This is a genomic window from Bulleidia extructa W1219, from assembly GCF_000177375.1.
In the GTDB taxonomy this organism is placed as follows: Bacteria; Bacillota_I; Bacilli_A; order Erysipelotrichales; family Erysipelotrichaceae; genus Bulleidia; species Bulleidia extructa.
In genome coordinates this window covers 59,278-83,755 of the sequence record NZ_ADFR01000014.1, presented here as the reverse complement: position 1 = coordinate 83,755, position 24,478 = coordinate 59,278, and the positions used below count along the sequence as shown (strand labels likewise).

Here is a 24,478-nt window from a genome sequence, read left to right as displayed (position 1 = left end):
ACTTCGGCATAGCCTTCTACAGTAAACCAATATCGATGACCGTTTATAGTATGCCAACCGTCGTTTTTCATCCATCCTTTTTCATCGAAATAATATGTTTTTTGGTTAATTTGAAACAATCCTTTTACCATACGGCCTTTAGACTTAGGGTCTAAATAATACCGATTTCCTTTATATTCAAACCAACCGGTATCTAATCGACCATCCGGTTTAAAGTGATATTGTTCTCCTGCAATAGAACTCCATCCTGTCTCCATTTTTCCATCCGGATAAAACCAATATAGTTCACCCTTAATTTCCTTCCAACCAGTTTGAGTAGCGCCGTTTAATTCAGGATTTAGATAATACTGATTTCCTTGATAAGTAAACCAACCATAGTCCAATTCTCCGGCATCATTGAAATGGTATTTTTTACCCTCAATCGTTCGCCACCCCGTTTCTACTTGACCGTCTGGATAAAACCAATACCGTTTTCCATCTATATCTTTCCAACCGGGTTCGGGTTCCCCCTTTTCATTAAACCAATATTTCTTTCCGTTGATTTGTTTCCAACCATTTTTTTGCACTAAAACACCATCTTCGCCAAATACATAATCTTTACCATCGATAGTCACTTTACCCGTCACCATTCGTCCATTAGATTTTGGATCTAGATAATAAGTATTTCCTCCATAATGAAACCATCCGGTGTCTAATTTACCATCGGATCCAAAGTGATATTTATACCCCGCTATGCGAGCCCATCCGGTTTCCATATGACCATCTTCTATGGTGTTTAAATAATACAGATGACCTTTGTATGAAAACCACCCACTTTCCATCTTCCCATCTGGACCAAAATGGTATATCTTGCCATCTATAGGAGACCATCCCGTTTCAGCTCGACCATCCAGATGGAACCAATAACGATTTCCCTGAATCGTTTTCCAACCGGGTTCGGGTTTCCCTTTTTCATTAAACCAATACTTTTTCCCATTCCTATCAACCCAACCGGTTTTTTTATCAGAATCGGTGACTAACTGTAAATCACTCTTTTTAACATAGCCAATCATTTGGTTCCAATCATAAGCTCGATCACTATGATTATTTCTAGAAGTAATGACCTTGGAACCATCATGATAATCGGTGGATTGAATTTTATAGTAGTCTTTAAAAGTGCCTAATACAGCCACCACATGATTGTTATAATAAGGACTGGCATTATCCATCCCATAACCAGCTTTATAGAGTACATTTGCTTTGTTGCTTGGTTGATTATACACATTCACATTCTTATCTTTTAACACTCCAAAATGAACAGATTGATGATCCACCAAACCGGCAAACTTATCGAAAGAATAGGCTACTGCCGCAACCGTTAAACCATAGGTCGTGCTGGAAGCGTACTTCATAGTAATACCAGATCCTTTATTCCCGAAATGTTCACCATAATACACCGGCTCATTTGTACTGACATAATCTCGTATATTATCGCGAAAGGCTTGATCAATACACTGTTTCACACTGGCATACCCGGTAGCCCCATTAGGATTAGAATCATATGCTTTCCAACCAAAGAGATTATTTCTATTGGTAGCTAAGTAGCTATTTCCATAAGCGGATTCTACACAAGCTTGTGAAAAGACCATTAAAGCATTTAAGCCAAAATGTTCTTGTGCCTTCACAAAAAGATCACCCGTATTCCATAACTTCGAAGAAGAATTTTTTCCCATCTTCTTTAAAAATTCATTATATTTTGAAGCCGGAATTTTTGATTTGGTTCGCAATGGTAAAAATTGATAGTAGTTATAGTAAGTACCGCTATATTTCGTTAATTGCGGATCTTCATAAAAATCTATATCATTGGAAGAATAATAGCGTTTATTTTCTTTCATCCAAGAAGGAGCGATTCCAAACGCTGCATTAAAATAAGTATTACCCACCTGATCTTTGGCGGTAAATAGGATTTCTTTGCGGCCCTGACTTGTATAAGCACTAAAATACGGAACCTCTTTAGTGACTGATGCTCCATTCACATAAGAATAGGTACCATTATTCATCCAAACCATCGGCACAAATTCCAAATTATGAATGTCAGTGGTTCCTTTAAATCCACTAAGAGTCAACCATACATCACCATGCCCGTTATCATAATGGAATGTGTCATGATAAAAAGCCATTCGATTGCTTCGGGCATAAGTAATATGACCGCTATGACCAACCATTTTTAAAAGAGCCAAATGGCTAGAAGACACATCAGTATACACGACTCCTGTATTCATAGCTATGATTTTATTGCTGGAATCCATGCTGGAATGACGAACCACCGCTGCATGACCCTTTTCCTTCATAACAGATTTTGCTGCATCAAAAGACGCATAACAACCCACTTTTTCAAAATAGCCCTGTTTCTTGGAATCCACTTTCGCTAAAGCCACTTCAAAATTCGAGCAATTCATACGATAAGGATTTGCAGCTTTTACACTGGTAAAACGATTTGGCAATAAAATCAAAGCACAAATAAAACTCAATGAAATACAAGCGATTTTTTTCTTTAAATTCACTAATCGGTTTCCTTTCTTTTAAAATTCCACATCTAATGTTACAACTTCCTGATTGCTTAAGGTAAAGGTCATAGTTCCTTTCCCCTTTTTTAACGTATGCCCTGGATCTAATGCAATAAAAAATAACATTCCTTGAGAAAAGTTGTTTAAATCTTGTCCTACAATATTCATCATTGTTTTTGTAGAAATAGAAGTCCCTTCCGCCTGATAGACTGTATGATCCGTCGCTGTTAAAGTAGCTTTTACAATCTTTAAATTCATGGTTTTTATTTCTTTAGCTTTTACTGCCACCACAAAAACCCTGGCTGTTGAAGGTAGATTTGCGTCTTTTCCATTGGCTAAAAGCTTTGCTTTATCAATTTCTTTTAAGCCGTAGACTTGAAACCTATTTTTCTTCTTATCCTGAACAACTTGAACAATATCTTTTTTTTCTTCTTGAATTTTCGAAGAATGATCCTCTTTCTTTTTAAGCGATTCTTGTTTCTGAACTTCGGAAGATGATGAATTTTTAGCCCCGGGTTCAGACTGTTTTTTTAAGTAGAAAAATGCCATCCAACAAGCGATAACAATCACCACTATCACAATAGAAATATGGATTTTCTTCATGAATAAAATCCTCCTATTTTATTTATTATAGCTCAGTATGAATAAAACACCTAATAGTTCTCTACTTCACCCTTGATACAAAATCCGGTTTATAGCTTCCTTTCCAACAGCTCTTGTAATCGATTATTCGCTAACTCAATTCGATTTTCCAATTCTCTAGCCGAAACACGTTTCGCTCCATTCGCAAAAACCGCATTTTGAATTAAAGCATCAGAAGAAGCCACTTCAAAATCAAATTCATGATGATGCTCATAGACGTATTTTTCAATATACGCATCCGCCGTTTGTGATTCTGCTGTATAAATAATGGTCATATTCTCTTTTTGGTATCGATTGCCTTGGCTCTCTTTGACTCGATAACCATCAAATACTAACAAAATTGATTCTTTTATATACGCTTGGTAGTTAAAAAGAACCTCCACCAATTCTTCTCTTTTTACCATTAAACTACCGTCCATTTGAAACCTTTGCCAAGAAAAAATCATATTGTAACCATCCACAATTAAGACCTTAGGAAGATGAGAAATCACCCTTGCCTTTTCTTTTTTTCTTGTATTTTTTTCGTCATGATTTTATGTTGATTTCGATTATTTGAATTTGCCCGTTCAAAGATTCGTTTTAATTCTTCTTCCTCAATTTTAATAGATGGATGATGAAAAGAGATAGAAGCATTTCCTTTTTCCAAGTGAAGATTCATCTTCTCTTCTACCTGATCCCATTTCACTGTATAGCTTGTTTTGTGAGTACAAAATATAGAAGAACTTGGGTTTTGGATATCTAACTCAGGATCATAATTTTTTTCGCAAATGACTTCTTTTGTATGATGACAAACATCATATCCAATCAGTTCAAATTCATAACGTCCTAATCCTTTTGTGCTGGATAACATAACTATCTGATAATCCATCATTGTAGAAACTGGGGCTTTTCCTTGAATTCGTATCCATTCGTTATACATGTTTTCTACTTCCACCTGTGCAAAACGATTTTCTAAATCAAATAAAACTTTGGATAAAAATGTTTGTGGTATCCGAATTTCAAATTGAAGATACGGTTCTAATAACAGATTCTCCGCTTTCATCAAAGCTTGCCGAATAGCCCTTCTCACCGCTTGGCGAAAATCGCCACTTGTTGTCAGTTTCAATGATCCTTTAGCGCCTATTAACGAAATTTTTAAGTCAGTTAAACAAGCATTGGTTAGCACACCATAAAAATTCTTTTCTTCTAAAATAGATACTATGGCTTTCAGAAATGGCTTAGGCAAAACATCCACCGAAATTTGATTTTCAATTTGAATCCCCATGCCCCTTTTCAAAGGGCTTAATTTCAAATGAACTTCAGCATAATGATGTGGCGGTTCAAAATGACCAACTCCATTTACCGTGTCTTTAATTGTTTCTAAATAAACAATGTGCCCTGTATCGAAGGTTACCTCCACTTGACATAATTCATAAATCCGTTTAGCCAATATTTCTTTTTGGAGTTGACCCATCAAATGGATTTGGATATCTTGCTGTTCTTCTATCACCACTTTTAAACTTGGATCTTCTAAAGACAAACGATTTAACGAAGTTTTTAAAACTAATAAATTCGCATTTTTAGGATATAACAATCGATAAATCATACAAGCTTGAATACTGGGCGAACTCTGATTCATTTCATAACCTAAGCCGATACCTACTTTTATCTTTTCTAATCCTTTTAAAGTCACGATCATCCCGGCTTTCGCTTCTTCTATGACTTCATAAGAAGAACCTTGATAAAGACGAATTTGATCAATTTTACCATATGGTTCTATCCTCTCTTTTACCCGAAGAGATCCACCTGTCAGCTTCACATGTGTTAATAGGCCACCATTCATGTCACTGGTAACTTTGTATACGATACCACCGAATGTTTCAGGATACTGTTTATTCTGAGTCAAATCATTGAGTAATTCCAATAATTCGACCACTCCATTTCCTTTTAAAGCCGATCCAAATAAAACAGGAAAAAAAGAACGATTTTGAAATCCTTTTTGAATACTTTCCTCATCTAAAGATCCTTTTTTTTCATAAACCTCTAACAGAAAATCACTGGAAAGGATCAGTTCTTCTTCTCGTTGATCACCATCCCAATCCAAGCAGGAAATCGTTAAATTTTGATGGATAGACTGAAGAAGTTCCTCTTTTTGAAAGTGAGAAATATCCATTTTATTCACAAAAAGAATAGTGGGAATATGATGCTTTTCAACCATTTTCCAAATAGTTCTGGTATGGGATTGAACGCCATCTTGACCATTAATTAAGATGATGGCTATATCCAAAACAGATAACGTTCTTTCCATTTCACTAACAAAATCCGTATGTCCTGGTGTATCTAATAAATAAAATTCACTATTTTGATAGGAGAAAAAAGTTTCTTTACTATAAATCGTAATGCCTCTCGTTCTTTCTTGTTGATCATCATCTAAAAAAGAATCGTGATGATCCACTCTTCCTAATTTTTTAGTGACCTTTGTTTGAAAAAGAATATTCTCAACCAATGTAGTTTTACCGGCATCGACATGTGCCAATATTCCCAAAACCATCCTTTTTAACATGCTTTTATTATAACGATAAAAAAGTAAGCTTACTTTCTTTTTTGTTTGCTCTTTGGTGAGATTCCTTTTTGAGGAATGAGTCCTTCATGAAAACTCTTTTTCTTAGATCTTTTTTTCTGATTAGAAAATCGTTCTTTTTTCCTAGTGGTTTTATGAATACTTGATTTCCTTTTTTTCTTTCTTTCTAATGGTAAAGAATACAAATTTTGTTTCAGAGGTATCTGGAATTGAATATAGCTTTCGATATTCGCTAATAAATTCAATTCTTCTTTGCAAACTAAAGAAATAGATACTCCTTCTTGTTTAGCCCTTCCTGTTCTACCAATACGATGGACATAGTTTTCTATATCTTCCGGTAAGTCAAAATTAATGACATGAGAAATATCTTTAATATCAATTCCCCTTGCCGCTACATCCGTTGCAATTAAAATACGAATTTGATTGGTTCGAAAACGTTGTAACGCATTTAAACGTTGCCCTTGTGTTTTATCACCATGAATGACCAAACAAGCTATTTCTTTCTCTTTTAAGTATTTCTCCAATCGATCCGCTCCTATTTTTGTTCGAGTAAAAACAATCGTTTTTTTAATGGATTCCGTGTTTAATAAGTTCACTAAAACTTTTTTCTTACTAGATTTCTCTGTATAAATCAAATATTGATCAATAGTTGAAGCTGTAAATTTTTCTGCTTCAATTCGAACTTCCTTCGGATTTTTTAAAATATCCCTAGCCAACTCTTGAATTTCTTTAGGCATAGTGGCTGAAAATAATGCGGTTATTCGATCATTTGGAATTTGTTGAACAATTTTACGAACATCTGCAATAAATCCCATATCCAACATCCGATCAGCTTCATCTAACACCAAAAACTCAATATGCCGCAAAGAAATTTTTCCATGAGCAAGATAATCTAGCAAACGGCCGGGAGTGGCGATTAAAATATCACAACCACTTCGAATGGCTTTTAATTGAGGAGCTGCTGGAGATCCTCCATAAACGCAACAAGCTCTTAAATGCATATAGCGACCAAACATCTTAATATTCTCAAAAATTTGTGTCGCTAATTCCCTCGTTGGTGTTAAAATCAATGCTCGGATAGAATGATTCTTTTCTTTTGATAAGGAATTTAAAATCGGCAATGCAAAAGTCGCCGTTTTTCCTGTCCCCGTTTGGGCGCATGCAATCAGATCACTTCCTTCTAATAAAATTGGAATCCCTTTTTCTTGAATAGGACTTGGTTTTTTATAGCTTGCCTTTGCCAAAGAATCTAGTAAAGGCTTTCTTAAATTGAATTCATTAAATGTCATTGATTACCTCAGTTTCTTAACTTGTTAAGCATACTCTATTTAGGACAAAATAAAAAGCATTCACTCTGGAACGCTCTTTATTAATTGCTTTAAATCTTGTAATAAAGACTCAATATCCTTTTTTGAAAGGTTCTTCACCCCACAAGCATTCTGGTGACCACCACCATGATAAGCATTCGCCACCTCATGAATAGATATTTGTTTTGAACGCAAGGAAGCCGCATAATATCCTGTTTCTTGATCATACGTAAATAAGACCCATATCCAAAATTCCTTAATACCGGCTAACGTATTCACTTTAGATCGGGCTTCTGAAGCAGAAATATGCCATTGATCTAAATCTTGCTGTTCCAAAATAACATACGCAATGTGATCTTGATAAAGCTTAATCTTAGAGAATAAAAATGATTTAAACTTCAAAGACGCAAAGTCTTGATCAAACAACCGCTGACTAAGTTTAGATGGATCTAAACCAAGTTCCAATAAATAGCTGGCTGCTAATAAAGTATCAGAATCCGTATAATTCGCCGTAAAATTTAAACTATCCGTTACTATTCCCGTATAAAGATAAGTAGCAATTTCTTTGGTTAATGGATACTCTTTCAAACCATATATTAATAATGTCAGAATTTGGCAAGTCGCTGCACAACCTTCCAAAACAATTTGAGTATTTCCAAAATCATCCACCTTTAAATGATGATCGATTTTTAGAATTTCTTTTGCTTTTTGAAATCGTTGGTCATCAACCCTTTCTCGATTCGCTGTATCGACCACAATCGCTAGAGATTTTTCAATAATGGAATCCTGAACAACATCCAGTTTAGGAAAGTCAAATTGATCACTGGTTTCCGATCCTAATGCATAAACCTTCTTAGAAGGAAAATAGGTTTTTAACCAAGTGCATAAACCGAACTGTGCTCCCAAAGCATCACAATCAGGATGTTCATGCCGAAAGACACAAATAGAAGAAAAAGATTCTATTTTTTCCAGAAATTCTCTTGCTTTTTCAAGATAAAACTTTTTCATATCTTACAAGCCTAACAAACGAACCGTATCCTTTGCAATCACCAATTCTTCATTAGTAGGCACCACATAAACCTTAACTTTGGAATCCGGTTTAGAAATCAACCATTCTTTACCTCGAATTTGATGATTCAATTCATAATCAATGGATAAGCCCATTCCTTCTTCAAGACCTTTTAAAATTCTTTCCCGAGTTTGGGTATCGTTTTCACCCAGACCTGCGGTAAAAGCGATCGCATCTACATGTCCTAATTGCATATAATAGCCACCAATCACATTGATTGCCCGATTGGTATAAATATCTACTGTCAATTGAGCGCGAGGATTTCCTTGTTCCAATGCTGCTTGAATATCGCGAGCATCTGAACTGATACCGGACACACCTAACATGCCTGATTTTTTATTCAAATACACATCCATTTCTTCTGGTGTACAGTTTAACTTCTTGGCCATATAGAAAACCACAGAAGGATCCAGATCCCCTGAACGAGTCCCCATCATAATCCCCCCTAAAGGAGTTAATCCCATTGAAGTATTGACACATTTACCATTCTTAATGGCCGTAATAGAAGCCCCGTTTCCTAAATGACAAGTAATCATATTCAATTGGTGCACATCTTCTTTCATTAATTCGGCAGTTCTGCAATTCACATACTGATGAGAAGTGCCATGAGCCCCATAGCGACGAATCGCATACTTTTCATACCATTCATAAGGAGTCGCAAACAAATAGGATTCGGGTGTCATGGTTTGATGAAAAGCCGTATCAAAGACAAATACATGACCAATCTTAGGTAAAGCTTCTTTAAAGGCTTGATAACAAACTAAATGTGCCGGATTATGCAAAGGAGCTAAAACCCCTAACTCATCTACTTTTCGAACAACTTCTTCATCCACCACAACCGATTGATCAAAATAAGCACCACCTTGGACAATACGATGGCCAGCCCCCTTGATCTCATCTAAATTTTCAACAATTTTCTTATCCACCAAAGCCTTTAATAAAATATCCACCGCTATCTTATGATTTGGCAAAGCCACTTTTAAACTGTCTTTTTGATCCGCGAATTTAATGGTGAAAATCCCCATTTCCTGACCGATTCTTTCTGCTTGTCCAGAAGCCAAGACAACATGACTAGGCATGTTAAATAATTGAAACTTTAATGATGATGAACCTGAATTTACTGAAATTACTTTTGTCATATACCCTCCTACTTCAGTCTTCTAATTGAGTTAATTTTTCCCAAACTTCGAAATCTACTCGTTCCTTGATTTGTGTCAATATTTGATTCCTTTTTTCTTTTTTTCGATATAACCCCAACACTTTTTCTAAATGATCCAATTCTAAGCGTATTCGTTTCAAACGATCATAAATAGCCGATCTAGACACACCTTCTAGCTCACTGATTTCTTGTAAAGATAAATCTTGGCGATAATAATATTTCACCATCTCTTGTTGGCTTTGACTTAATAGTTCTTCGTAAAAATCTAATAATTGATCATAGTATAGTTTATCGGACATCTTCCAATCCTTTCGAAATACTATATAAATACGATTGTAAATCAAATGGTCGCAAATCTTCTTGTTTTTCACCTAAACCCAAGTATAGAACAGGAATATGCAATTGGTGTTTAATCGCTAATACGATTCCTCCCTTGGCTGTCCCATCCATTTTTGTTAAGATAATTCCGCTTAATTGTGTACTTTCAGCAAAAATTTTAGCTTGAGATAAACCGTTTTGTCCGGTGGTCGCATCTAAAACCAACCAAGTATTATGAGGGGCTCCTGAAATTTCTCGTCCGGCTACTTTATTCATTTTACTAAGTTCAGCCATTAGATTCACTTTATTTTGAAGCCGACCGGCTGTATCACATAAAAGAATATCCACTTGATTTTCCTTAGCATACCGACAACCATCCACAATAGCAGCACTTGGGTCACCATTTTCTTTACCGGCGATTACCGGAATCCCTAATCGATTTCCCCATTCTTTTAATTGTTCAATGGCCCCAGCTCGAAAGGTATCCGCAGCTGTAAAAGCCACTTTTTTACCTTGCTTTAGAAAAGAATATCCAAGTTTCGCTGTTGTTGTTGTTTTGCCGGATCCATTCACACCTTCTAACAAAAAGACCGTCGGTCCATTCGAATTGAATTGAATCGGTGTATCCGCCACCTTTTCATACACTTCCTGCATCGTTTCTATCAAAAAATTCATAGCCCATTGAAATGTAATGGACGGATATTCTTTACATTTCATTTTCAACTGTTCACAAATGTAATCCGCTGTATGAATCCCTACATCAGCTTCTAATAAAATAATCGTCAGTTGTTCTAAAAAAGCATCATCCACTCCTTTAAAACGATATTTCATCTGGCCCAATTTATCACCAAAGCTCTGGTTGGATTTCTTAAATCCCGATAGGTATGTCGCCTGGTCCTCTTTTTTATGAAAAGCCGCTTTTAAACTATCTAAAAAACTCATTCTCCATCCCCTTTCTTATCATCCGCTCCATAATGAATCGCTTCTACCAAGTTGACTTTCAATAAAGAAGAAACCCCTTGTTGTTGCATTGTGACGCCATATAAAACATCTGCTTTTTCCATGGTTCCCGGACGATGAGTTACCACCAAAAATTGACTTTTTTCCACATAGTGCGTCAAATATTGTGCAAAACGAGAAACATTGGCCGGATCTAAAGCCGCTTCAACTTCATCTAAAATAACTAGTGGAATTGGTTTTACTTTTAAGATCGCAAATAAAACCGATAAAGCTATCAAGCTCTTTTCTCCTCCTGAAAACAATAGATTGTTATGGACGGTCTTTCCGGGCGGTTGAGCAAAAATTTCAATTCCCGTTCCCAATAAATCATCCGGATCTTGTAAGCGTAAAAAGGCTTTACCACCGCCATAAATCGCACTGAAAGTTTCTCCAAAAGCTTCATTGACTTGAATAAAGGTTTCTTCAAATTGTTTTTTCATCACCTCATCCATTTCATCCACAGCCTTCAATAATTGTTCAATAGATGTTTCAATTTCTTGAATGTGTTTTTCCAACAGTTCATAACGTTCATTCACTTCCGCATATTGTTCTGGAGCTTCCATATTGATATTTCCCAAAGCTTCAATATCTTGTCGAAGCTGTTGTACTTCCATTTCTTCTTGCTTAAAATCGTGAACATCTACCTTCTTTTTTGCAAATTGATACGTCATTTGATATTCGGAAGATAGGCGTTGTAAATTGGTTTCCAACTTTGTTTCTTGTTTTGATTTTTCAATTTCTAAATGATGACTATCTTGTTGAACATCATTTAATTCTGAACGTTTTTGACGAAGTTGCGCTTCTTTTCTTTCTAATTGATTTCCCAGCTGATAACGTTCTTGACGAAGGGATTGAATCTTTTTGGTTACCTCATCTCGCATTTGATAAGCTTCATTCAAATCAAAGATAAAAGAAGGACCCTCTTCTTTTTTCTGATCATGTTGACCTAAAAGTTCTAAATCCGCATGATATTTATCCATTCTTGCCTTTTTAGCTTCTACGACTGGCAATAATGAGGCAAGGGATAACCGATTTTCTTCTAAGATAGACGCGACTTTTTTCCGATCGGCCTCACCTTTTTCATATTTCTTTTGTGCCAATTCTCGTTTAGCCAATAAAGCTTCTAAATTAGCTCTAACAGCATGAAATTCTTTCTTGATGGTCATCAAATTTGTTTCTTGTTTAAACCGACCACCCGTCATAGAACCGCCACGATGAATCACTTCACCATCCAAAGTCACAATCTTATATTGACGATGTATCAAAGATGAAAGGATATTCCCTTTTTCTAAATTTTCAACCACCAAGACATTTTGCAATAACGCCGCCACCACAGCCTGATATTTTTCATCAATATGAACATAATCACTAGCTAAGCCCAAATAGCCGTCTTGATTTTGTGCAATCGTTAACACTTCTTTTGAAATATAGCGAGCTTGACAAACCGTCAACGGTAAAAAAGTACAACGCCCTGCTTGGTTACGTTTTAAAAAATCAATCGCATGACGAGCCGCTACTTCATTTTCCGTTAAGACCTGGTGAATCGCTCCTCCTAAAGCCGTAGAAATCGCTTCTTCATAGTTAGGCTGCACTTGAATCAATTGACCAATGACCCCGATGATGCCATTCAAAGAACTTTGATGTTCCACAATTGCCTTTAACCCCGCATGATGATTAAACGGATTTTTCTGAAGTTGTTCCAAGACTTGAAGTTGATTTTCCATTTTTTGATAACGAAAAGAGGAAATATCCAGTTCATTTTTATAATCTAATAATTCTGTTGAAATAGAAGCTAATTGATTTTGACTCAACTGAATGGCTTGTTCATAGCTGTTTTGACGAGCTAAGCGATCTTCATACTCTAATTTAGCATTTTGATAAAGATGTTGTAATTCCTGCTGACGTTGCTTCGCATCCCCTACTTCCAGGATGTATTTACTCTTCTCTTCCCATTCGCTCTTTCTCGCTTCTAAAGCCACGATGGAATTATTGGCATTCATCAATTCATCCTGCAATTTTTGAACCCGATGATCCATTTCATGGATTTCTTTACGCCAAACTTGAATTTGACTTTCCCCAACTTCAATATCCGTTTGACAAACCGTTTTTTTAGTATTGATTTCAAAAAGTTGCTGATCTAAAGCCTCTAAGTCTTCGTAAAGAGATTGAATCGAATTGACTAAAACAGAAATTTCAATTTTTTGAAGACGTTGTTTTTTTTCGCGATAAAGTTCTGCTTTTTTAGCTTGACGCTTTAATGGAGAAACTTGTTTCTCCAATTCGGATAAAACAAGTCGATTTTGTTCTAAATTTTGCTCACTACGTTCTAAACGAGATAATGTTTCCAGTTTTCGTTTTTTATACTTAGCAACACCAGCCGCTTCTTCAAAAATACTTCTTCTCTCAATGGGTTTGCTTTCCGCAAACGATAAGACATTTCCTTGCGAAATAATGGATAACGAATCTTTTCCTAAGCCTGTATCTAAAAATAAATCAACGATATCTTTCAACCGAACCGGACGATGATTGATTAAATAATTCGCTTCACCGCTTTCACGATATAAACGACGGGTGACTTCCACCTCTCCTTCCTGTTGATTTAAAATATGATCACTATTATCAAAAACCAATGTGACTTCAGCAAGATTTACTTTCCGACGATTTGCCGAACCCGCAAAAATAACATCATTCATCTTATCACCACGCATACTTTTCGCGCTTTGCTCACCTAAAACCCAACGAATCGCATCGGTGATATTCGATTTTCCACAGCCATTAGGTCCTACAATACCGGTAATCGGATGGTTGAACTCAATCACTGTCTTATCCGCAAAAGATTTAAAACCCTGCATTTCTACTCTTTTTAAGAACATGTTATTCTCCTACAATCTAGACTATTATACCAAAATTCCCATGTCTATGGTTAGACTTCTAGAAATCTCCTACCTTCTTTCCTTGCCTGAACAATAGATATAAAACTTCAAAGTATAGAAAAAAGCGATTGAATCCGCTAGAATGTTTTCAGAACAAAACGCCATACCAAAAGAATCTTCTTCAATCACCATAAGTAGCCTCAAACACTAGAGAGCTTAGGAATTAAAAAAGGAGTTTATTATGAAAGAATACATCAAGTTATACCAAAAGATGAGAGAGGATTATTATCAAAAATGGGGAAACCATTCCCATCCGGAGAATCTAGTAGACTTCGAAAAATTAAATCAACAAATTTTTGAAGAGCATTTAAAAAAATATAATAATTCTTCTAATGAAATATTAAAAACAAAATTATATATCGATTTAGTTCTTAATAGAATCCAATATTTTGGTTATTACTCCGCTTTCTGCGAAGGTGATTTTAAAAAATTAAATAACGCACTGTGGCAAAACGGTAGGAATGATCTACTCAGGGGAGGAATGACACCTAGTGGAACCTCTTATACAGGAAACATCATCAAAGGAATTTTTACCTGTTTTGCCTGCAATGATTTTGAAGTGATTCAATCTGTTATTCCACATACATTACCATTACTCAAAGGAACTTATTATACTGAAAATGTCATCAACCTACTCCATTCAATCTATTATAAAGAGGATGAAAGATTGAAAGCAGTGATGGGAAAAGCCGAATCTTTTTTAACCAAGAAAAAAATGACTGGACTAGCAGAATACTATGTTCGATTTTTTATTTTTCTGGCTAAAAAAGAGGTGGATGGAATTAGCGAGTGCTTGCAAAAACTGTGTGAATCCCACCAAAAACAAGGCTATCCTATTCAAAAAATTGACAAATGTTTTATTCCGGAGATACATGGTTTATATCACTTAGTGAGATTTCTGGACAAAAATCTATTTGAGCAAATTAAATTACCATCTCATAAATGTTTTCTGAAAGAATTAGAAGAATGGCAACAGAAAAATAATTTTCCAAAAGGAGCACCATTTTATCAATATCCCGAACCATTATCTGACGCAAATCGGATTTTACAAAGTCCCTTGCCTTTGATTCATCTAATCCATGTGGATGGAAAATTGGTAATAGATGTAGAAAAATTTGTAGAAGAGTTAAGCCGAACAAAGATGGAATCATAAAGAAATGAATCATCATGGATTATGACTTAAACTCTTCATATATAAAAAGTGAGTTATTCAGCACTTAAAAACCTATGTACTCTTATGATGACATAGGTTTAATTCGTATTTTAATTTTTCTTCAACTGTTCTAAAATCTTTTCTAACAATTGAGCTTCTTCAGATTTTTCAGGAGTGCTCTCTTCTTCCTGATTTAGCTTCTTTAATTGATTGATCGCTTTCACCATCAAGAATAATACAAAAGCTAATAACACAAAATTAATAATCGTCGAAACAAAAGCCCCAACCCCCAAGTTGACAGAACCCATGCGAATCACCACTTGACTAAAATCAGCTTGAAATAAAATACCGATGATTGGATTGATGATATTGTCAATCAACGATTTAATAATCGCTTGAAATGCACCACCAATAATGACACCAACAGCCAAATCCATCACATTTCCTTTTAAGGCAAATTCCTTAAATTCGTTCATAAAGTTCTTCATACGCATCCTCCAAAATTTTATTTACGTTATCCAGGCTTTCATTCACAATCAAATAACTTCCTTGGGCATATTGATTTTGGGCATGGAAATTCTTCGGTTCATGAACAATCACCTGTTCATTAGTATAGGATAAATCATATCTATTGTCCTGCAAATCGTTTAATTGTCGAATCTTTTTTTCATAAAAACCTTGTTTGATGATCATCAAATCTCTTTTTCCAAACACAAACTGATACGTAAAAGGCGTAAAACCATAGCGCCTTTCAAAATGCCGGATAGCCTCTCGAATTTGAATAGAACTTAATTCACTCGATAGAATAACAGCCTTTATACCTGTAAGAGATAAAAAATAGGCGATCGCATAACTATTGCTGATATTCAGTGGCATCCCCGCTATACAACATTTTCTTTCTCCATACAGATCCCCCATTTCATTCAACACTTGATTTTGATGAAAACTGGGTCCTTCTAAAGATTCATCTACAACAGCCGTATAATCATTATCTGTTAAATAACGACCCGGAATAGAGGCCATCGTTCCTTGAACCAATATTCTTTCTCCTTGGTATTTTGGATCTTTTAATTCAATATGATAGGCTTGCTTTCCTTTTCTTTTATGAAAAATCGAACGAATTTCATCTAATTTTTTTAGCATTGTTCGTCTTAATTGATGAATTTCTTTCATTGGTAAAAAAATAGACTCTAAGGTACACGAAAAGTGATCTAAACGATAGGCCGAATCCGTTAATTGCAAGAAAGCTTCTTTTAATCTTTCTTCCCCTAAAGGTTGCTTCAAAGCTCGTTGGCATCGCATGTCTGTTTCTAATTGAAATTCATGCTTTTGATCTTGAATCAATACCCGCAAAGGATGACCAACTTTTCCTATCAAATGAATAGAAATAGGAATCCGACGTTGATGTTTTTTAATCATAGAAGATACTTTCTCCAACAAGCGAATGTCACTGGTCAAGCGTACTTCGTCTTTTACCTTAGGCCATCCTTCAGGGCAATAAATTTGAACCACTTCTTTCTTTTTAGCTAAATTGATCAATAGTCCTCTTTTATTTTCCATTTTATTAACAATAAAACCAATATCTTTCGGTTGCGATAAAATTCGAATACCATCTCCCTGTTTTAGTTCTTCTTGTAAAGCAACTTCAATATAATGACCATGAACGGCTTTTACCTTTCCTAAATGAATTCCTTGATGATTTGGTCGATCATGTGCCATTCTTTCCATAACAGAAGAGTGAGTCAAATGCCCCTTAGAAAAACCGCGGTTAAATAATTTCAATAACTCCGTTTCTCTTTCTTTAGATAAACGATACGATCGACCTTCATAATAAGCATCAATTGCTTCACGAAAAGCCTTCGTCACGGTATAAACATATGCCGGATTTTTCATTCTTCCTTCAATTTTTAAACTGGCTACACCTGCTTCAATTAAATTCGGCACCAATTCTATAGCGTTCAAATCTTTAGGACTTAAAGTATAGAAACCATCTTTTGAACAAACACCATCCTTGTGATACTTCAGACGACAATTTTGCGCACAAGCTCCTCGATTTGCGGAACGATTTTTTAGGGAAGAAGACATTAAACATTGTCCACTATACGCAATGCAAACAGCCCCATACACAAAAGCTTCTATTTCAATACCTTCTTGGCACATTTTTTGAATCGTCTCTAAAGAACTTTCCCGAGCCACTACAACTCGCTTAGCCCCTTGTGATTTCATAAAACGAACTCCAGCCACGTTATGAATGTGCATTTGCGTTGAACAATGTAAATCTAAATCAGGATACACGGTTTGAACATAATGATATAAGCCCAAATCTTGAATTAATAGACCATCCACATCCGCCTGATATAAAATATCTACCGCTTTTTGAATCCCTTTAAACTCTGATTCATAAATCAAGGTATTCATCGTCACATAAACCCGTACTTCTCGAATATGGCAATAGGCAATCACTTCAGCAATATGATCCAACGAAAAATTTTCTGCAAAAGCTCTTGCTGAATAAGAAGATAAGCCTAAATAAACAGCATCACAACCACCTTCAATGGCTGCCATCAAACTATCCATACTTCCGGCGGGAGCTAATAACTCGACTTTTTTATCTAACATTCCGGCTCCTTATAAAATTTAGCTAAGCCACCTTCTGATGTTTCTCGTAACTGAACCGCCATCACACGACCTGTTTCATTCATGGTCTCCACAATCGTATCAAAATCAATACGACCTTTCTTGATTTTTCTTAAAGTAGTTGCTAAATGAACTGAATCAAATACTCTTACTATCCCTTGGCTATTTCTTTCAATACAAGGAATCATGACATAGCCCTGTACCGGATCACAAGTCAACCCCAGATGATGTTCCATCCCAATTTCCGCTGCGGATTCAATAACTTCTAAATTTTCCTTGCGAATCCATGCCAACATAGCACAAGCCATGGATACAGCTGATCCCACTTCCGCTTGGCAACCTCCTACAGCTCCCGATATAGTCGCATTTTGTTTAATGACATTTCCAAAAACACCACCTACCGCTAATGCTTTCGCTACTGTTGAAACAGGATATCCCTGATCCACCACTAAATAATAAGATAACGCCGCTATAATGCCACAAGCCCCTAAAGTCGGTGCGGTTACTACCGTTTTCATAGACGCATTTTCTTCATTAGCCGCATACGCATACGACATGATTTGGAGTCGTTCATCCCCCTTCGCCAGCTCAAACAAATCCTTAGCCGAACGAGCCAATTTCAAATTTCCGGGCAAAAGACCTTCACTACGCAAACCATTGGAAACACTATGCACTTCTGCTAAAATGACTTCCTTTAAATAACTTAAGATATTCGGTTCATAAAATAAAACATAATCCAATAAATCCCACTGTTTTTTTTCTAAAACAGTTTTGATTTCATTAAAATTCTTTTCCGGATAAACTTCATCATTAAAATCAAAGTGTTTCTCTAAAACCTGAATACTTCCTCCTCCCAAAGAAAAAACCGTCCAGACATGTTCCACTTCTTTTTTTCATTCAATGCTTTTACATAAAAACCATTCGGAAACGATTCTTTCCATTCCAAATTCCACTTAAATTCCACTTCACCGGGCAGCGTTTCTTGAATGATTAAATCCGTGTTATGTCCTTTTCCAGTCAAAGATAAAGAACCATATAGTTCCACCACATAATATGGATAGTTTCCAAATTCTTGAACAAATAAGCGACATGCTCTTTCCGGAGCTAAGGTATGTGACGAACTGGGTCCTCGACCAATTTTATATAACTCTCTAATCGCCTGCATAAGTCCTTCCATTTCTAATCACGAAATATTCAAATCCCTGCTTCGGATCCCTTTTACCCGTTTTGATTTCCTGATCTAAATCTCCTAATTCTTTAAGAATTTTAAGAAGAGATAAAGCGGAACAACAGGAACAGGATTCCAATCCTTTTCGAATGGCATAAGGTTTCATCCTTAAGCGTATGGCTATGGTTTCTTCATCATAACCCAATTCAAATAATTCTTTTATATCATATAAATTTCGAATGCGAAAAGCCAATAAAGCCATTTGTGCTTGCGTATCCAAACCCGCTTGTTGAAACCGTCTTAAAATTTTCCAAGTCTTTTTTAAGTTTCCCTCTAAAAACACATTTCCCAAAGCGAAAACATCCACCTCAACCGAATAACTGATCATCTCTTCAATCTCTTTTACACCATATCGTTTCTTTGGCACTAATTGCAGTTTTTCGATGGCTTTTTTCAGCAAAAAACGATCATGTTGAACTCGAAGCAAAAGTTCCTCAAAAGCCTCTTGATCCAAGAAAATCTTTTCATTATGCAACTGTTCTTTAGCATAAGCCGGAAATTCCCATGGTTTTAACGCCATGAATGTTTGTTGATCAATAGCTTCTTTTTTAAGAAATTTCACTAACTTTTTTCTAGCATCTAACGTTTCTTCATCCATGTAAATGACCAAAACAATTTGGTCATTTGGATCTTTTAGATACAAACTCATTTCTCTTTGAAAATACTCCAGATCCCCATCATTCCCTTTGGTATGACAAGTCGATAAAAAATAAGCATCCTTTAAAATAACCATCCGTTTTCCATTGACCAATAAACTTCGACTGGCTAAAGAACGGAAAAACAGAGGAAAAGAAAAATACTTCACTTTTGAAGCATCAAAAATTTCTACTTCGCCATCCGCAATTTCTTTAGTTTGTTTTAAAAAGGAAAGATATTCTTCCTTTCGACAGCGATCATCTCCACTGATCAAAAACACGTGATTCATCAGCTCTCATTATAACAAAATTCCCTTTCCCTGTTCGAATTTGTGTGCCAAATTTCCAAAAAAGAAACTGAAGGCCTTTCTCTTCTTCTAAACAAAAATACGCTTTATGATTTTCTTTTAAAAATCTTTCTTGACTGATGGTTAAAGAACGTGGAAACAGAATCATTTTAGCACCACTTTGATCCATCTTTTTAATCAAATCTTTCGTTTGACTTAAAATCAAGTATCGACTTTGATAGCCTGAAACATTCTCAGATAGATTCCATAAGAAAGTTTCTTTTTGGCATCTTATTTCAAAAACTTTTTTTCTTCCATCCACCAATACATAATCTTGAAAAGGAAACTTCTTTTGGTAATTTTCTAAAAAAGAATCTAGCTGTTGACCAGCATGAATAACCCTTATTTTTCTACCTTCCTGTAACACCATTAATGGTAATCCTTGCAAGCTCAACACTAAAACTTGACGATAAAGATAAGTATTCATCATCATCAAAAAGAGACATATTCCCAGATAAATTATTTTTCTTTTCATGGATAAAGCTAAAAAAATAAAAATCCACCATAACCAAGAAAAAGAATACCCAATCCGAAAACTTTCTAAAAAAAGCGATTGCTTGATGTATAGTTGAATCAGTTCCAAAAAAATAGGCAGCTTTGTCCATAAATAAAACAAACAACTCAAATACATAAAAGCTTGTACTTTACGAAAAAAAGAAAAACCGATGGATAATTCAATTCGAAAAGAACCAAAGACATACATAGACCATAAAAGCCGTAAACAAAACGCCTCCTTTTTCTTCAAACGCCAAAGAAATTCACTTTGATAAAATAAAGAAACTAAAATTCCCAAGGATAATAATTCTTGATGAAATAGTAATAAGCTACCATACAGTAGTAAACCATATTGATCCGACCTTTCCCATTTTAAAAAAGAAATCAAATGGCGAAATAGATATAAAACCAGTAAAGGGTGGTACTTTAAAAAACCTAAAATCAAACTATACAATCCCATTTCCATTCCTTTTCTTTGGATATTATCCAAACGATATCGAAAAAATGAAGAAAGCAATTTAACAAATCCAATCCAAGCAAAACCATGAAAACAACCTTTTTGGTAATAACCTAATAAAATTGATTGAAAAAATCTTTGATATGGTAACGGCACTTCTTTTATTCTTTTTTCAAAATAAGCCAAGTATCCCTGTCCTTTTTGAAGTCTCTTTATTACTTTCGGTTTGAGGCTGGGTCTTTGAGTTTGAAAAGGAAGTGAAAAGAAATCTTTCCTATCTATTTTTTCTATCTTTCCTTTTATGGAATAGCTACTTCCTAAAGGATCTTCAACAGTTTTTCGAACCAGGACGGTTTGACCAAAGGAATCTAACATAAGAGAAGAAGCCTCTCTTTTCTCAATCAAAGTCAAATGGTTTAATTGAATGGGTATTTGAATAAGACAAGGGAATATCAACAAAGGAAACACAAGCATATACATCATTTGATGATACTTTAGTAAAAAATAAAGGCACGAGGCCAATACTGAAAAAAGTCGATAAGGTGACATATAAATACAAATAGAAAATATCGCTATTTCTAAAGAAGATTCCTGAATAATTTTATAAAGTAATCTGATCTTTGAGTTCTTCATATTTCTTGTCTCCGATTCCTTTTACCTTCTGTAAATCTTCTAATTTTTGAAAAAGACCTTTTTCTTTCCGATATTCTAAAATTCTTTGTGCCATCTTTTTACCAACACCTTTTAGCTTCATCAATTCTTTTAAGTCGGCTTCATTTAAAGAGATCTTTGAAGGCACTTTTGAATTTAAAAACAAGACATCTCCGTCATGGAGAACTTGATTTGGATTATATCTTCGTTTCTGAAAGTCAATCGGAATCATCTTGGCGATATCTTTGATGGTACTATTCACTTTTACCATCATTTCCTTTCTTTCCTGTTGTTCTGTAACAATCACAATATGAATTTTGTCTTGATTGATCTCACGAAAATCAATATATGATTGCGATTGGCAAAAAGAAAGAAGACATAAAAAAACGATAAGCAACCGTTTCATTCGAAACACCCCTCTTATCGTATTCCCTTCTAATTTTAAAACCCTTATTTAACCGAAATAATAATCACTTGATATGGCTTCCCTACGTTAACAAAAACGGTATCTCCCACTTTATGCTCTAAAATAGCTTGAGCCAAAGGCGTTTCGTTTGATAACTTACCATTTAAAGGATCAGCCTCCGTAGAACCGACAATCATATATTCGTTCACTTCTTTGGTATCTAAAAATTCCAATTGAACGGTGGCACCAATGCGAACGGTAGTAGAATCTTTCGTCTTCGTCGTATCAATTAAAACGTAATTTTGAAGATTGATTTCTAACTCCGCAATCCGAGCTTCCACTTGTGCTTGCATTTCACGAGCAGCGTCATAATCCGCATTTTCACTTAAGTCGCCTTGCGCACGAGCTTCTGCCAATTCCGTTTTCACTTGTTCACGAACAACATGAACAAGATGATTATATTCATCTTGTAATTTTTTAAGGCCTTCTTGGGTAACGTAAATTTTATTTTCCGACATAAACTACTCCTTAATCCGTTAAATTATACCATCATTATATTGAGGATACTATCAATTTTTGTCGTAATCAAATCAATGGCAACCGTATTACGACCCCCTTCAGGAATGATGACATCCGCATAACGTTTGCTTGGTTCTACAAATAAATTGTGCATGGAACGAACGGTGGTCATATATTGAGTGACAATGGAATCTAAAGAACGTCCTCTTTCTTTCACATCACGAACCAAGCGACGAATGAAGCGAACATCTGCATCGGTTTCAACAAATATCTTGATGTCACAAAGAGAACGAATCTCTTCCTCTTCTAACACATATAAGCCCTCTAACACAATAACATCACAAGCTGGAACGACTTCTGTCATGGAACTTCTTGTATGATTCACAAAATCATACGTTGGTTTTTCGATTGATCGACGATTTAATAATTCCATTAATTGTTGAATCAACAATGCGTTATCAAACGCAAATGGATGATCATAATTGGTCTTAATCCTTTCTTCCATCGTTAAATGTGATTGATCTTTATAATAATCATCTTGGCGAATCGTCACGACAGAAGTTCTTTCTTTAAAACGTTCTTGAATCGTTCTCGATATGGTGGTTTTTCCTGAAGCACTGCCACCTGCAATACCAATAATAATGGGCTTACTCATATTAACTCCTTCACTTTTATCAATGAACCTCGTTCATCATAGCTCATTTCATAATGAAAATAGGGACAATCCTTCATGAAAATCCTTGGTAGAAAATAATGATCACCTGGCCAAAGATTTAATGAAGAAACTTTTGAACGATCAATCCAGTGCAATTCACCTTCTAAACATTCTCTTTTTTCACCATCAAAATTTTTACAAAGAAACACATGAATTCTTTCCAGATTAAACTTTGGATATACAAAATCGATCATGCCCATTTCTTGTATATCTAATGCACAATAACCTGTTTCTTCGTAAACTTCCCGAATAGCACACGCTTCTATGGTTTCATTCCTCTCTTTTTTGCCGCCAACGCCAATCCATTTTCCCTGGTTAACATCTTTCTTCTTTTTATTCCGTAACAACATCAAAACTTGATCATCACGAAATAAATACACAACGCTGCTTTCAACCATTATTTCAAATCCAAATGTTCTTTAACATTCTTTTGATGTTCTTCATAGGTTTTAGCGTAATAAACCTTCCCTGTTTTGACATCGTGCATAAAGTACAAATAATCCGTTTTCTCAGGATTCAATACCGCTTTCAAAGCGATTTCTCCAGGCTGATTGATTGGTCCCGGAGGTAATCCTTTATTTTGATACGTATTATAAGGCGACTTCACCTTGGAATTCACTTCACAAGCTTTCCAATCCCCTTTCGCTCTTTCCACATCCATCGCATAACATACACTAGAAGAAGAACCTAGCGGCATATTCGCCTTCAACCGATTCAAGAAAATACCTGCAATCACTTTTCCTTCTTTTAAATCAGAACCAGATTCATATTGTACTATTGAAGCTAACGTATATACCTCTGCCAAAGATAATGAAGATTTCTTAAATTCATTTTCATGCTCTCGATAAATTTTCAAACTACGATCCAGCATAACTTTGGTCACCCCTTCAGCACTCATTTTTCGATCAAACGAATATGTCGCTGGCGCCAAATAACCTTCTAATGAATATCGGATAGAATCTTTAAAAATATCTTTTGTTAAAAAAGGATACTTTTGTTGAATAGATTTAATCCAATTTTTATCTTTCCAAAGTCGCAATAATTCTTTCTCTTGCAGATCAGTTTTAGCCGCAATCGCCTTAGCGATATCCTTTGCCCAATATCCATCAATAATACTCACTTTATTTAAGCCGGATTGAGCTTTCTTCAAATCAGATAAAGTCATAATTAAAGTTTTTAGATCCCAAGATCGATCCACTTCAAAGTGTCCGGCTTTAAATTGACCTATTTTATGGATTTTAGCGTATAACTGAGCAAAATTCGCGTTGTAAATCAATCCTTGTTTTTCTAAATTTTTATAAATTGTTTTTGGTGTTTCATTAGTCTCAATCACAAAAACTTGTTTATGAGAAATAGAACTTACTGGTCGTTGAACCTTTACGTAGCCATAACCACCATATGAAAAAGCCCCTAACAATAAAACAACGCCTAAAAAGACGAAAAAACGGAGAAATTTCTTCATTCTTCTTCGTCCTCCTCACTAAAAGCTCCGATCATTTCTTCCACCATTTCCATATCTTCCATTGGAATAGCGGTTAATTGATGATCTTCATCATAAAGATACGCATAGACAGTACCATCCTTGTTTTCAATATCTTCAAAAACAACGTAGTTTTTAAAATCCTTTTCAAAGGTGAATAGAATATGAACCTCTTTTTCACTTCCATCTTCCAGTTGTATCCACATACGATCTTCTTGCATG

Annotated in this window: 23 protein-coding genes; 1 reads left to right on the top strand and 22 read right to left on the bottom strand. The window is 35.3% G+C overall.

The features are described 5' to 3' along the window. The 10 genes from HMPREF9013_RS07265 to HMPREF9013_RS05795 form a co-directional block, all read right to left on the bottom strand. The coding region (locus tag HMPREF9013_RS07265; protein ID WP_006627460.1) for a glucosaminidase domain-containing protein at nt 1-2,543 on the bottom strand (2,543 nt) is incomplete at its 3' end. Between the two features lie 18 nt (nt 2,544-2,561). Then, complete coding sequence (locus tag HMPREF9013_RS05835; protein WP_006627459.1) at nt 2,562-3,149, bottom strand: hypothetical protein; 588 nt, start codon at nt 3,147-3,149, stop codon at nt 2,562-2,564. A gap of 89 nt (nt 3,150-3,238) precedes the next feature. Next, nucleotides 3,239-3,634 (bottom strand): NYN domain-containing protein, encoded by a 396-nt coding sequence (locus HMPREF9013_RS05830; RefSeq protein WP_156780648.1) that lies wholly within the window; start codon nt 3,632-3,634, stop codon nt 3,239-3,241. A gap of 41 nt (nt 3,635-3,675) precedes the next feature. Then, nucleotides 3,676-5,730, bottom strand: coding sequence for an elongation factor G (locus HMPREF9013_RS05825; protein ID WP_006627457.1), 2,055 nt, complete (start codon nt 5,728-5,730; stop codon nt 3,676-3,678). Nucleotides 5,731-5,759: 29 nt separating this feature from the next. Then, nucleotides 5,760-7,037, bottom strand: coding sequence for a DEAD/DEAH box helicase (locus HMPREF9013_RS05820; RefSeq protein WP_006627456.1), 1,278 nt, complete (start codon nt 7,035-7,037; stop codon nt 5,760-5,762). 60 nt (nt 7,038-7,097) lie between these two features. Beyond that, a complete protein-coding gene (locus HMPREF9013_RS05815) occupies nt 7,098-8,063 on the bottom strand; it encodes a DHH family phosphoesterase (protein ID WP_006627455.1) in 966 nt (321 codons plus the stop codon). A 3-nt stretch (nt 8,064-8,066) separates the two neighbouring features. Further along, on the bottom strand, nt 8,067-9,263 hold the full coding sequence (locus HMPREF9013_RS05810; RefSeq protein ID WP_006627454.1) for an acetate/propionate family kinase: 1,197 nt from the start codon (nt 9,261-9,263) through the stop codon (nt 8,067-8,069). A gap of 13 nt (nt 9,264-9,276) precedes the next feature. Continuing rightward, nucleotides 9,277-9,582 (bottom strand): sigma factor-like helix-turn-helix DNA-binding protein, encoded by a 306-nt coding sequence (locus HMPREF9013_RS05805; protein ID WP_006627453.1) that lies wholly within the window; start codon nt 9,580-9,582, stop codon nt 9,277-9,279. After that, complete coding sequence (gene ftsY / locus HMPREF9013_RS05800) at nt 9,572-10,543, bottom strand: signal recognition particle-docking protein FtsY (protein ID WP_006627452.1); 972 nt, start codon at nt 10,541-10,543, stop codon at nt 9,572-9,574. The genes HMPREF9013_RS05805 and ftsY overlap by 11 nt, the downstream gene beginning before the upstream one ends. Further along, nucleotides 10,540-13,473 (bottom strand): AAA family ATPase, encoded by a 2,934-nt coding sequence (locus HMPREF9013_RS05795; protein WP_006627451.1) that lies wholly within the window; start codon nt 13,471-13,473, stop codon nt 10,540-10,542. Before HMPREF9013_RS05795 ends, ftsY begins: the two co-directional genes overlap by 4 nt. Before the next feature lie 241 nt (nt 13,474-13,714). Between HMPREF9013_RS05795 and HMPREF9013_RS05790 the strand changes: the two genes are divergently transcribed. Next, complete coding sequence (locus HMPREF9013_RS05790) at nt 13,715-14,686, top strand: hypothetical protein (protein WP_006627449.1); 972 nt, start codon at nt 13,715-13,717, stop codon at nt 14,684-14,686. 110 nt (nt 14,687-14,796) lie between these two features. Here the strand turns inward: HMPREF9013_RS05790 and mscL are convergent, their stop codons facing one another. The 12 genes from mscL to HMPREF9013_RS05735 form a co-directional block, all read right to left on the bottom strand. Beyond that, on the bottom strand, nt 14,797-15,174 hold the full coding sequence (gene mscL, locus HMPREF9013_RS05785; RefSeq protein ID WP_006627448.1) for a large conductance mechanosensitive channel protein MscL: 378 nt from the start codon (nt 15,172-15,174) through the stop codon (nt 14,797-14,799). Further along, nucleotides 15,149-17,305, bottom strand: coding sequence for a peptidase U32 family protein (locus HMPREF9013_RS05780; RefSeq protein ID WP_006627447.1), 2,157 nt, complete (start codon nt 17,303-17,305; stop codon nt 15,149-15,151). The genes mscL and HMPREF9013_RS05780 overlap by 26 nt, the downstream gene beginning before the upstream one ends. Further along, nucleotides 17,299-18,207: an L-serine ammonia-lyase, iron-sulfur-dependent, subunit beta gene (locus tag HMPREF9013_RS05775; protein WP_083793778.1), complete on the bottom strand. Its 909-nt coding sequence runs from the start codon at nt 18,205-18,207 to the stop codon at nt 17,299-17,301. The genes HMPREF9013_RS05780 and HMPREF9013_RS05775 overlap by 7 nt, the downstream gene beginning before the upstream one ends. After that, the gene (locus HMPREF9013_RS07260) at nt 18,153-18,488 is read right to left on the bottom strand and encodes a serine dehydratase beta chain (protein WP_006627445.1); all 336 of its coding nucleotides are present in this window, start codon (nt 18,486-18,488) and stop codon (nt 18,153-18,155) included. Before HMPREF9013_RS07260 ends, HMPREF9013_RS05775 begins: the two co-directional genes overlap by 55 nt. Then, on the bottom strand, nt 18,475-19,476 hold the full coding sequence (holA, locus tag HMPREF9013_RS05770) for a DNA polymerase III subunit delta (protein WP_006627444.1): 1,002 nt from the start codon (nt 19,474-19,476) through the stop codon (nt 18,475-18,477). Before holA ends, HMPREF9013_RS07260 begins: the two co-directional genes overlap by 14 nt. After that, nucleotides 19,445-20,968: a hypothetical protein gene (locus tag HMPREF9013_RS05765; RefSeq protein WP_156780647.1), complete on the bottom strand. Its 1,524-nt coding sequence runs from the start codon at nt 20,966-20,968 to the stop codon at nt 19,445-19,447. Before HMPREF9013_RS05765 ends, holA begins: the two co-directional genes overlap by 32 nt. 118 nt (nt 20,969-21,086) lie before the next feature. Continuing rightward, a complete protein-coding gene (locus HMPREF9013_RS07255; protein WP_006627442.1) occupies nt 21,087-21,542 on the bottom strand; it encodes a ComEA family DNA-binding protein in 456 nt (151 codons plus the stop codon). A 44-nt stretch (nt 21,543-21,586) separates the two neighbouring features. Continuing rightward, complete coding sequence (greA, locus tag HMPREF9013_RS05755) at nt 21,587-22,060, bottom strand: transcription elongation factor GreA (RefSeq protein ID WP_006627441.1); 474 nt, start codon at nt 22,058-22,060, stop codon at nt 21,587-21,589. 23 nt (nt 22,061-22,083) lie between these two features. Continuing rightward, complete coding sequence (gene udk / locus HMPREF9013_RS05750; protein ID WP_006627440.1) at nt 22,084-22,716, bottom strand: uridine kinase; 633 nt, start codon at nt 22,714-22,716, stop codon at nt 22,084-22,086. After that, nucleotides 22,713-23,174 (bottom strand): NUDIX hydrolase, encoded by a 462-nt coding sequence (locus HMPREF9013_RS05745; protein ID WP_006627439.1) that lies wholly within the window; start codon nt 23,172-23,174, stop codon nt 22,713-22,715. The genes udk and HMPREF9013_RS05745 overlap by 4 nt, the downstream gene beginning before the upstream one ends. Then, nucleotides 23,174-24,238, bottom strand: a complete 1,065-nt coding sequence (mltG, locus tag HMPREF9013_RS05740; protein WP_006627438.1) for an endolytic transglycosylase MltG — start codon at nt 24,236-24,238, stop codon at nt 23,174-23,176. Before mltG ends, HMPREF9013_RS05745 begins: the two co-directional genes overlap by 1 nt. After that, a complete protein-coding gene (locus tag HMPREF9013_RS05735) occupies nt 24,235-24,477 on the bottom strand; it encodes a DUF1292 domain-containing protein (protein ID WP_006627437.1) in 243 nt (80 codons plus the stop codon). The genes mltG and HMPREF9013_RS05735 overlap by 4 nt, the downstream gene beginning before the upstream one ends. Between the last annotated feature and the right edge of the window lies 1 nt (nt 24,478).

Excerpts from the sequence above, each read along its gene's own strand:
- HMPREF9013_RS05835 (WP_006627459.1), bottom strand. The coding sequence starts at position 3,149 with ATGAAGAAAATCCATATTTCTATTGTGATAGTGGTGATTGTTATCGCT.
- HMPREF9013_RS05830 (WP_156780648.1), bottom strand. The coding sequence starts at position 3,634 with ATGATTTTTTCTTGGCAAAGGTTTCAAATGGACGGTAGTTTAATGGTA.
- HMPREF9013_RS05825 (WP_006627457.1), bottom strand. The coding sequence starts at position 5,730 with ATGTTAAAAAGGATGGTTTTGGGAATATTGGCACATGTCGATGCCGGT.
- HMPREF9013_RS05820 (WP_006627456.1), bottom strand. The coding sequence starts at position 7,037 with ATGACATTTAATGAATTCAATTTAAGAAAGCCTTTACTAGATTCTTTG.
- HMPREF9013_RS05815 (WP_006627455.1), bottom strand. The coding sequence starts at position 8,063 with ATGAAAAAGTTTTATCTTGAAAAAGCAAGAGAATTTCTGGAAAAAATA.
- HMPREF9013_RS05810 (WP_006627454.1), bottom strand. The coding sequence starts at position 9,263 with ATGACAAAAGTAATTTCAGTAAATTCAGGTTCATCATCATTAAAGTTT.
- HMPREF9013_RS05805 (WP_006627453.1), bottom strand. The coding sequence starts at position 9,582 with ATGTCCGATAAACTATACTATGATCAATTATTAGATTTTTACGAAGAA.
- ftsY (WP_006627452.1), bottom strand. The coding sequence starts at position 10,543 with ATGAGTTTTTTAGATAGTTTAAAAGCGGCTTTTCATAAAAAAGAGGAC.
- HMPREF9013_RS05795 (WP_006627451.1), bottom strand. The coding sequence starts at position 13,473 with ATGTTCTTAAAAAGAGTAGAAATGCAGGGTTTTAAATCTTTTGCGGAT.
- HMPREF9013_RS05790 (WP_006627449.1), top strand. The coding sequence starts at position 13,715 with ATGAAAGAATACATCAAGTTATACCAAAAGATGAGAGAGGATTATTAT.
- mscL (WP_006627448.1), bottom strand. The coding sequence starts at position 15,174 with ATGAAGAACTTTATGAACGAATTTAAGGAATTTGCCTTAAAAGGAAAT.
- HMPREF9013_RS05780 (WP_006627447.1), bottom strand. The coding sequence starts at position 17,305 with ATGTTAGATAAAAAAGTCGAGTTATTAGCTCCCGCCGGAAGTATGGAT.
- HMPREF9013_RS07260 (WP_006627445.1), bottom strand. The coding sequence starts at position 18,488 with ATGCAGGCGATTAGAGAGTTATATAAAATTGGTCGAGGACCCAGTTCG.
- holA (WP_006627444.1), bottom strand. The coding sequence starts at position 19,476 with ATGAATCACGTGTTTTTGATCAGTGGAGATGATCGCTGTCGAAAGGAA.
- HMPREF9013_RS05765 (WP_156780647.1), bottom strand. The coding sequence starts at position 20,968 with ATGATGTATATGCTTGTGTTTCCTTTGTTGATATTCCCTTGTCTTATT.
- HMPREF9013_RS07255 (WP_006627442.1), bottom strand. The coding sequence starts at position 21,542 with ATGAAACGGTTGCTTATCGTTTTTTTATGTCTTCTTTCTTTTTGCCAA.
- greA (WP_006627441.1), bottom strand. The coding sequence starts at position 22,060 with ATGTCGGAAAATAAAATTTACGTTACCCAAGAAGGCCTTAAAAAATTA.
- udk (WP_006627440.1), bottom strand. The coding sequence starts at position 22,716 with ATGAGTAAGCCCATTATTATTGGTATTGCAGGTGGCAGTGCTTCAGGA.
- HMPREF9013_RS05745 (WP_006627439.1), bottom strand. The coding sequence starts at position 23,174 with ATGGTTGAAAGCAGCGTTGTGTATTTATTTCGTGATGATCAAGTTTTG.
- mltG (WP_006627438.1), bottom strand. The coding sequence starts at position 24,238 with ATGAAGAAATTTCTCCGTTTTTTCGTCTTTTTAGGCGTTGTTTTATTG.
- HMPREF9013_RS05735 (WP_006627437.1), bottom strand. The coding sequence starts at position 24,477 with ATGCAAGAAGATCGTATGTGGATACAACTGGAAGATGGAAGTGAAAAA.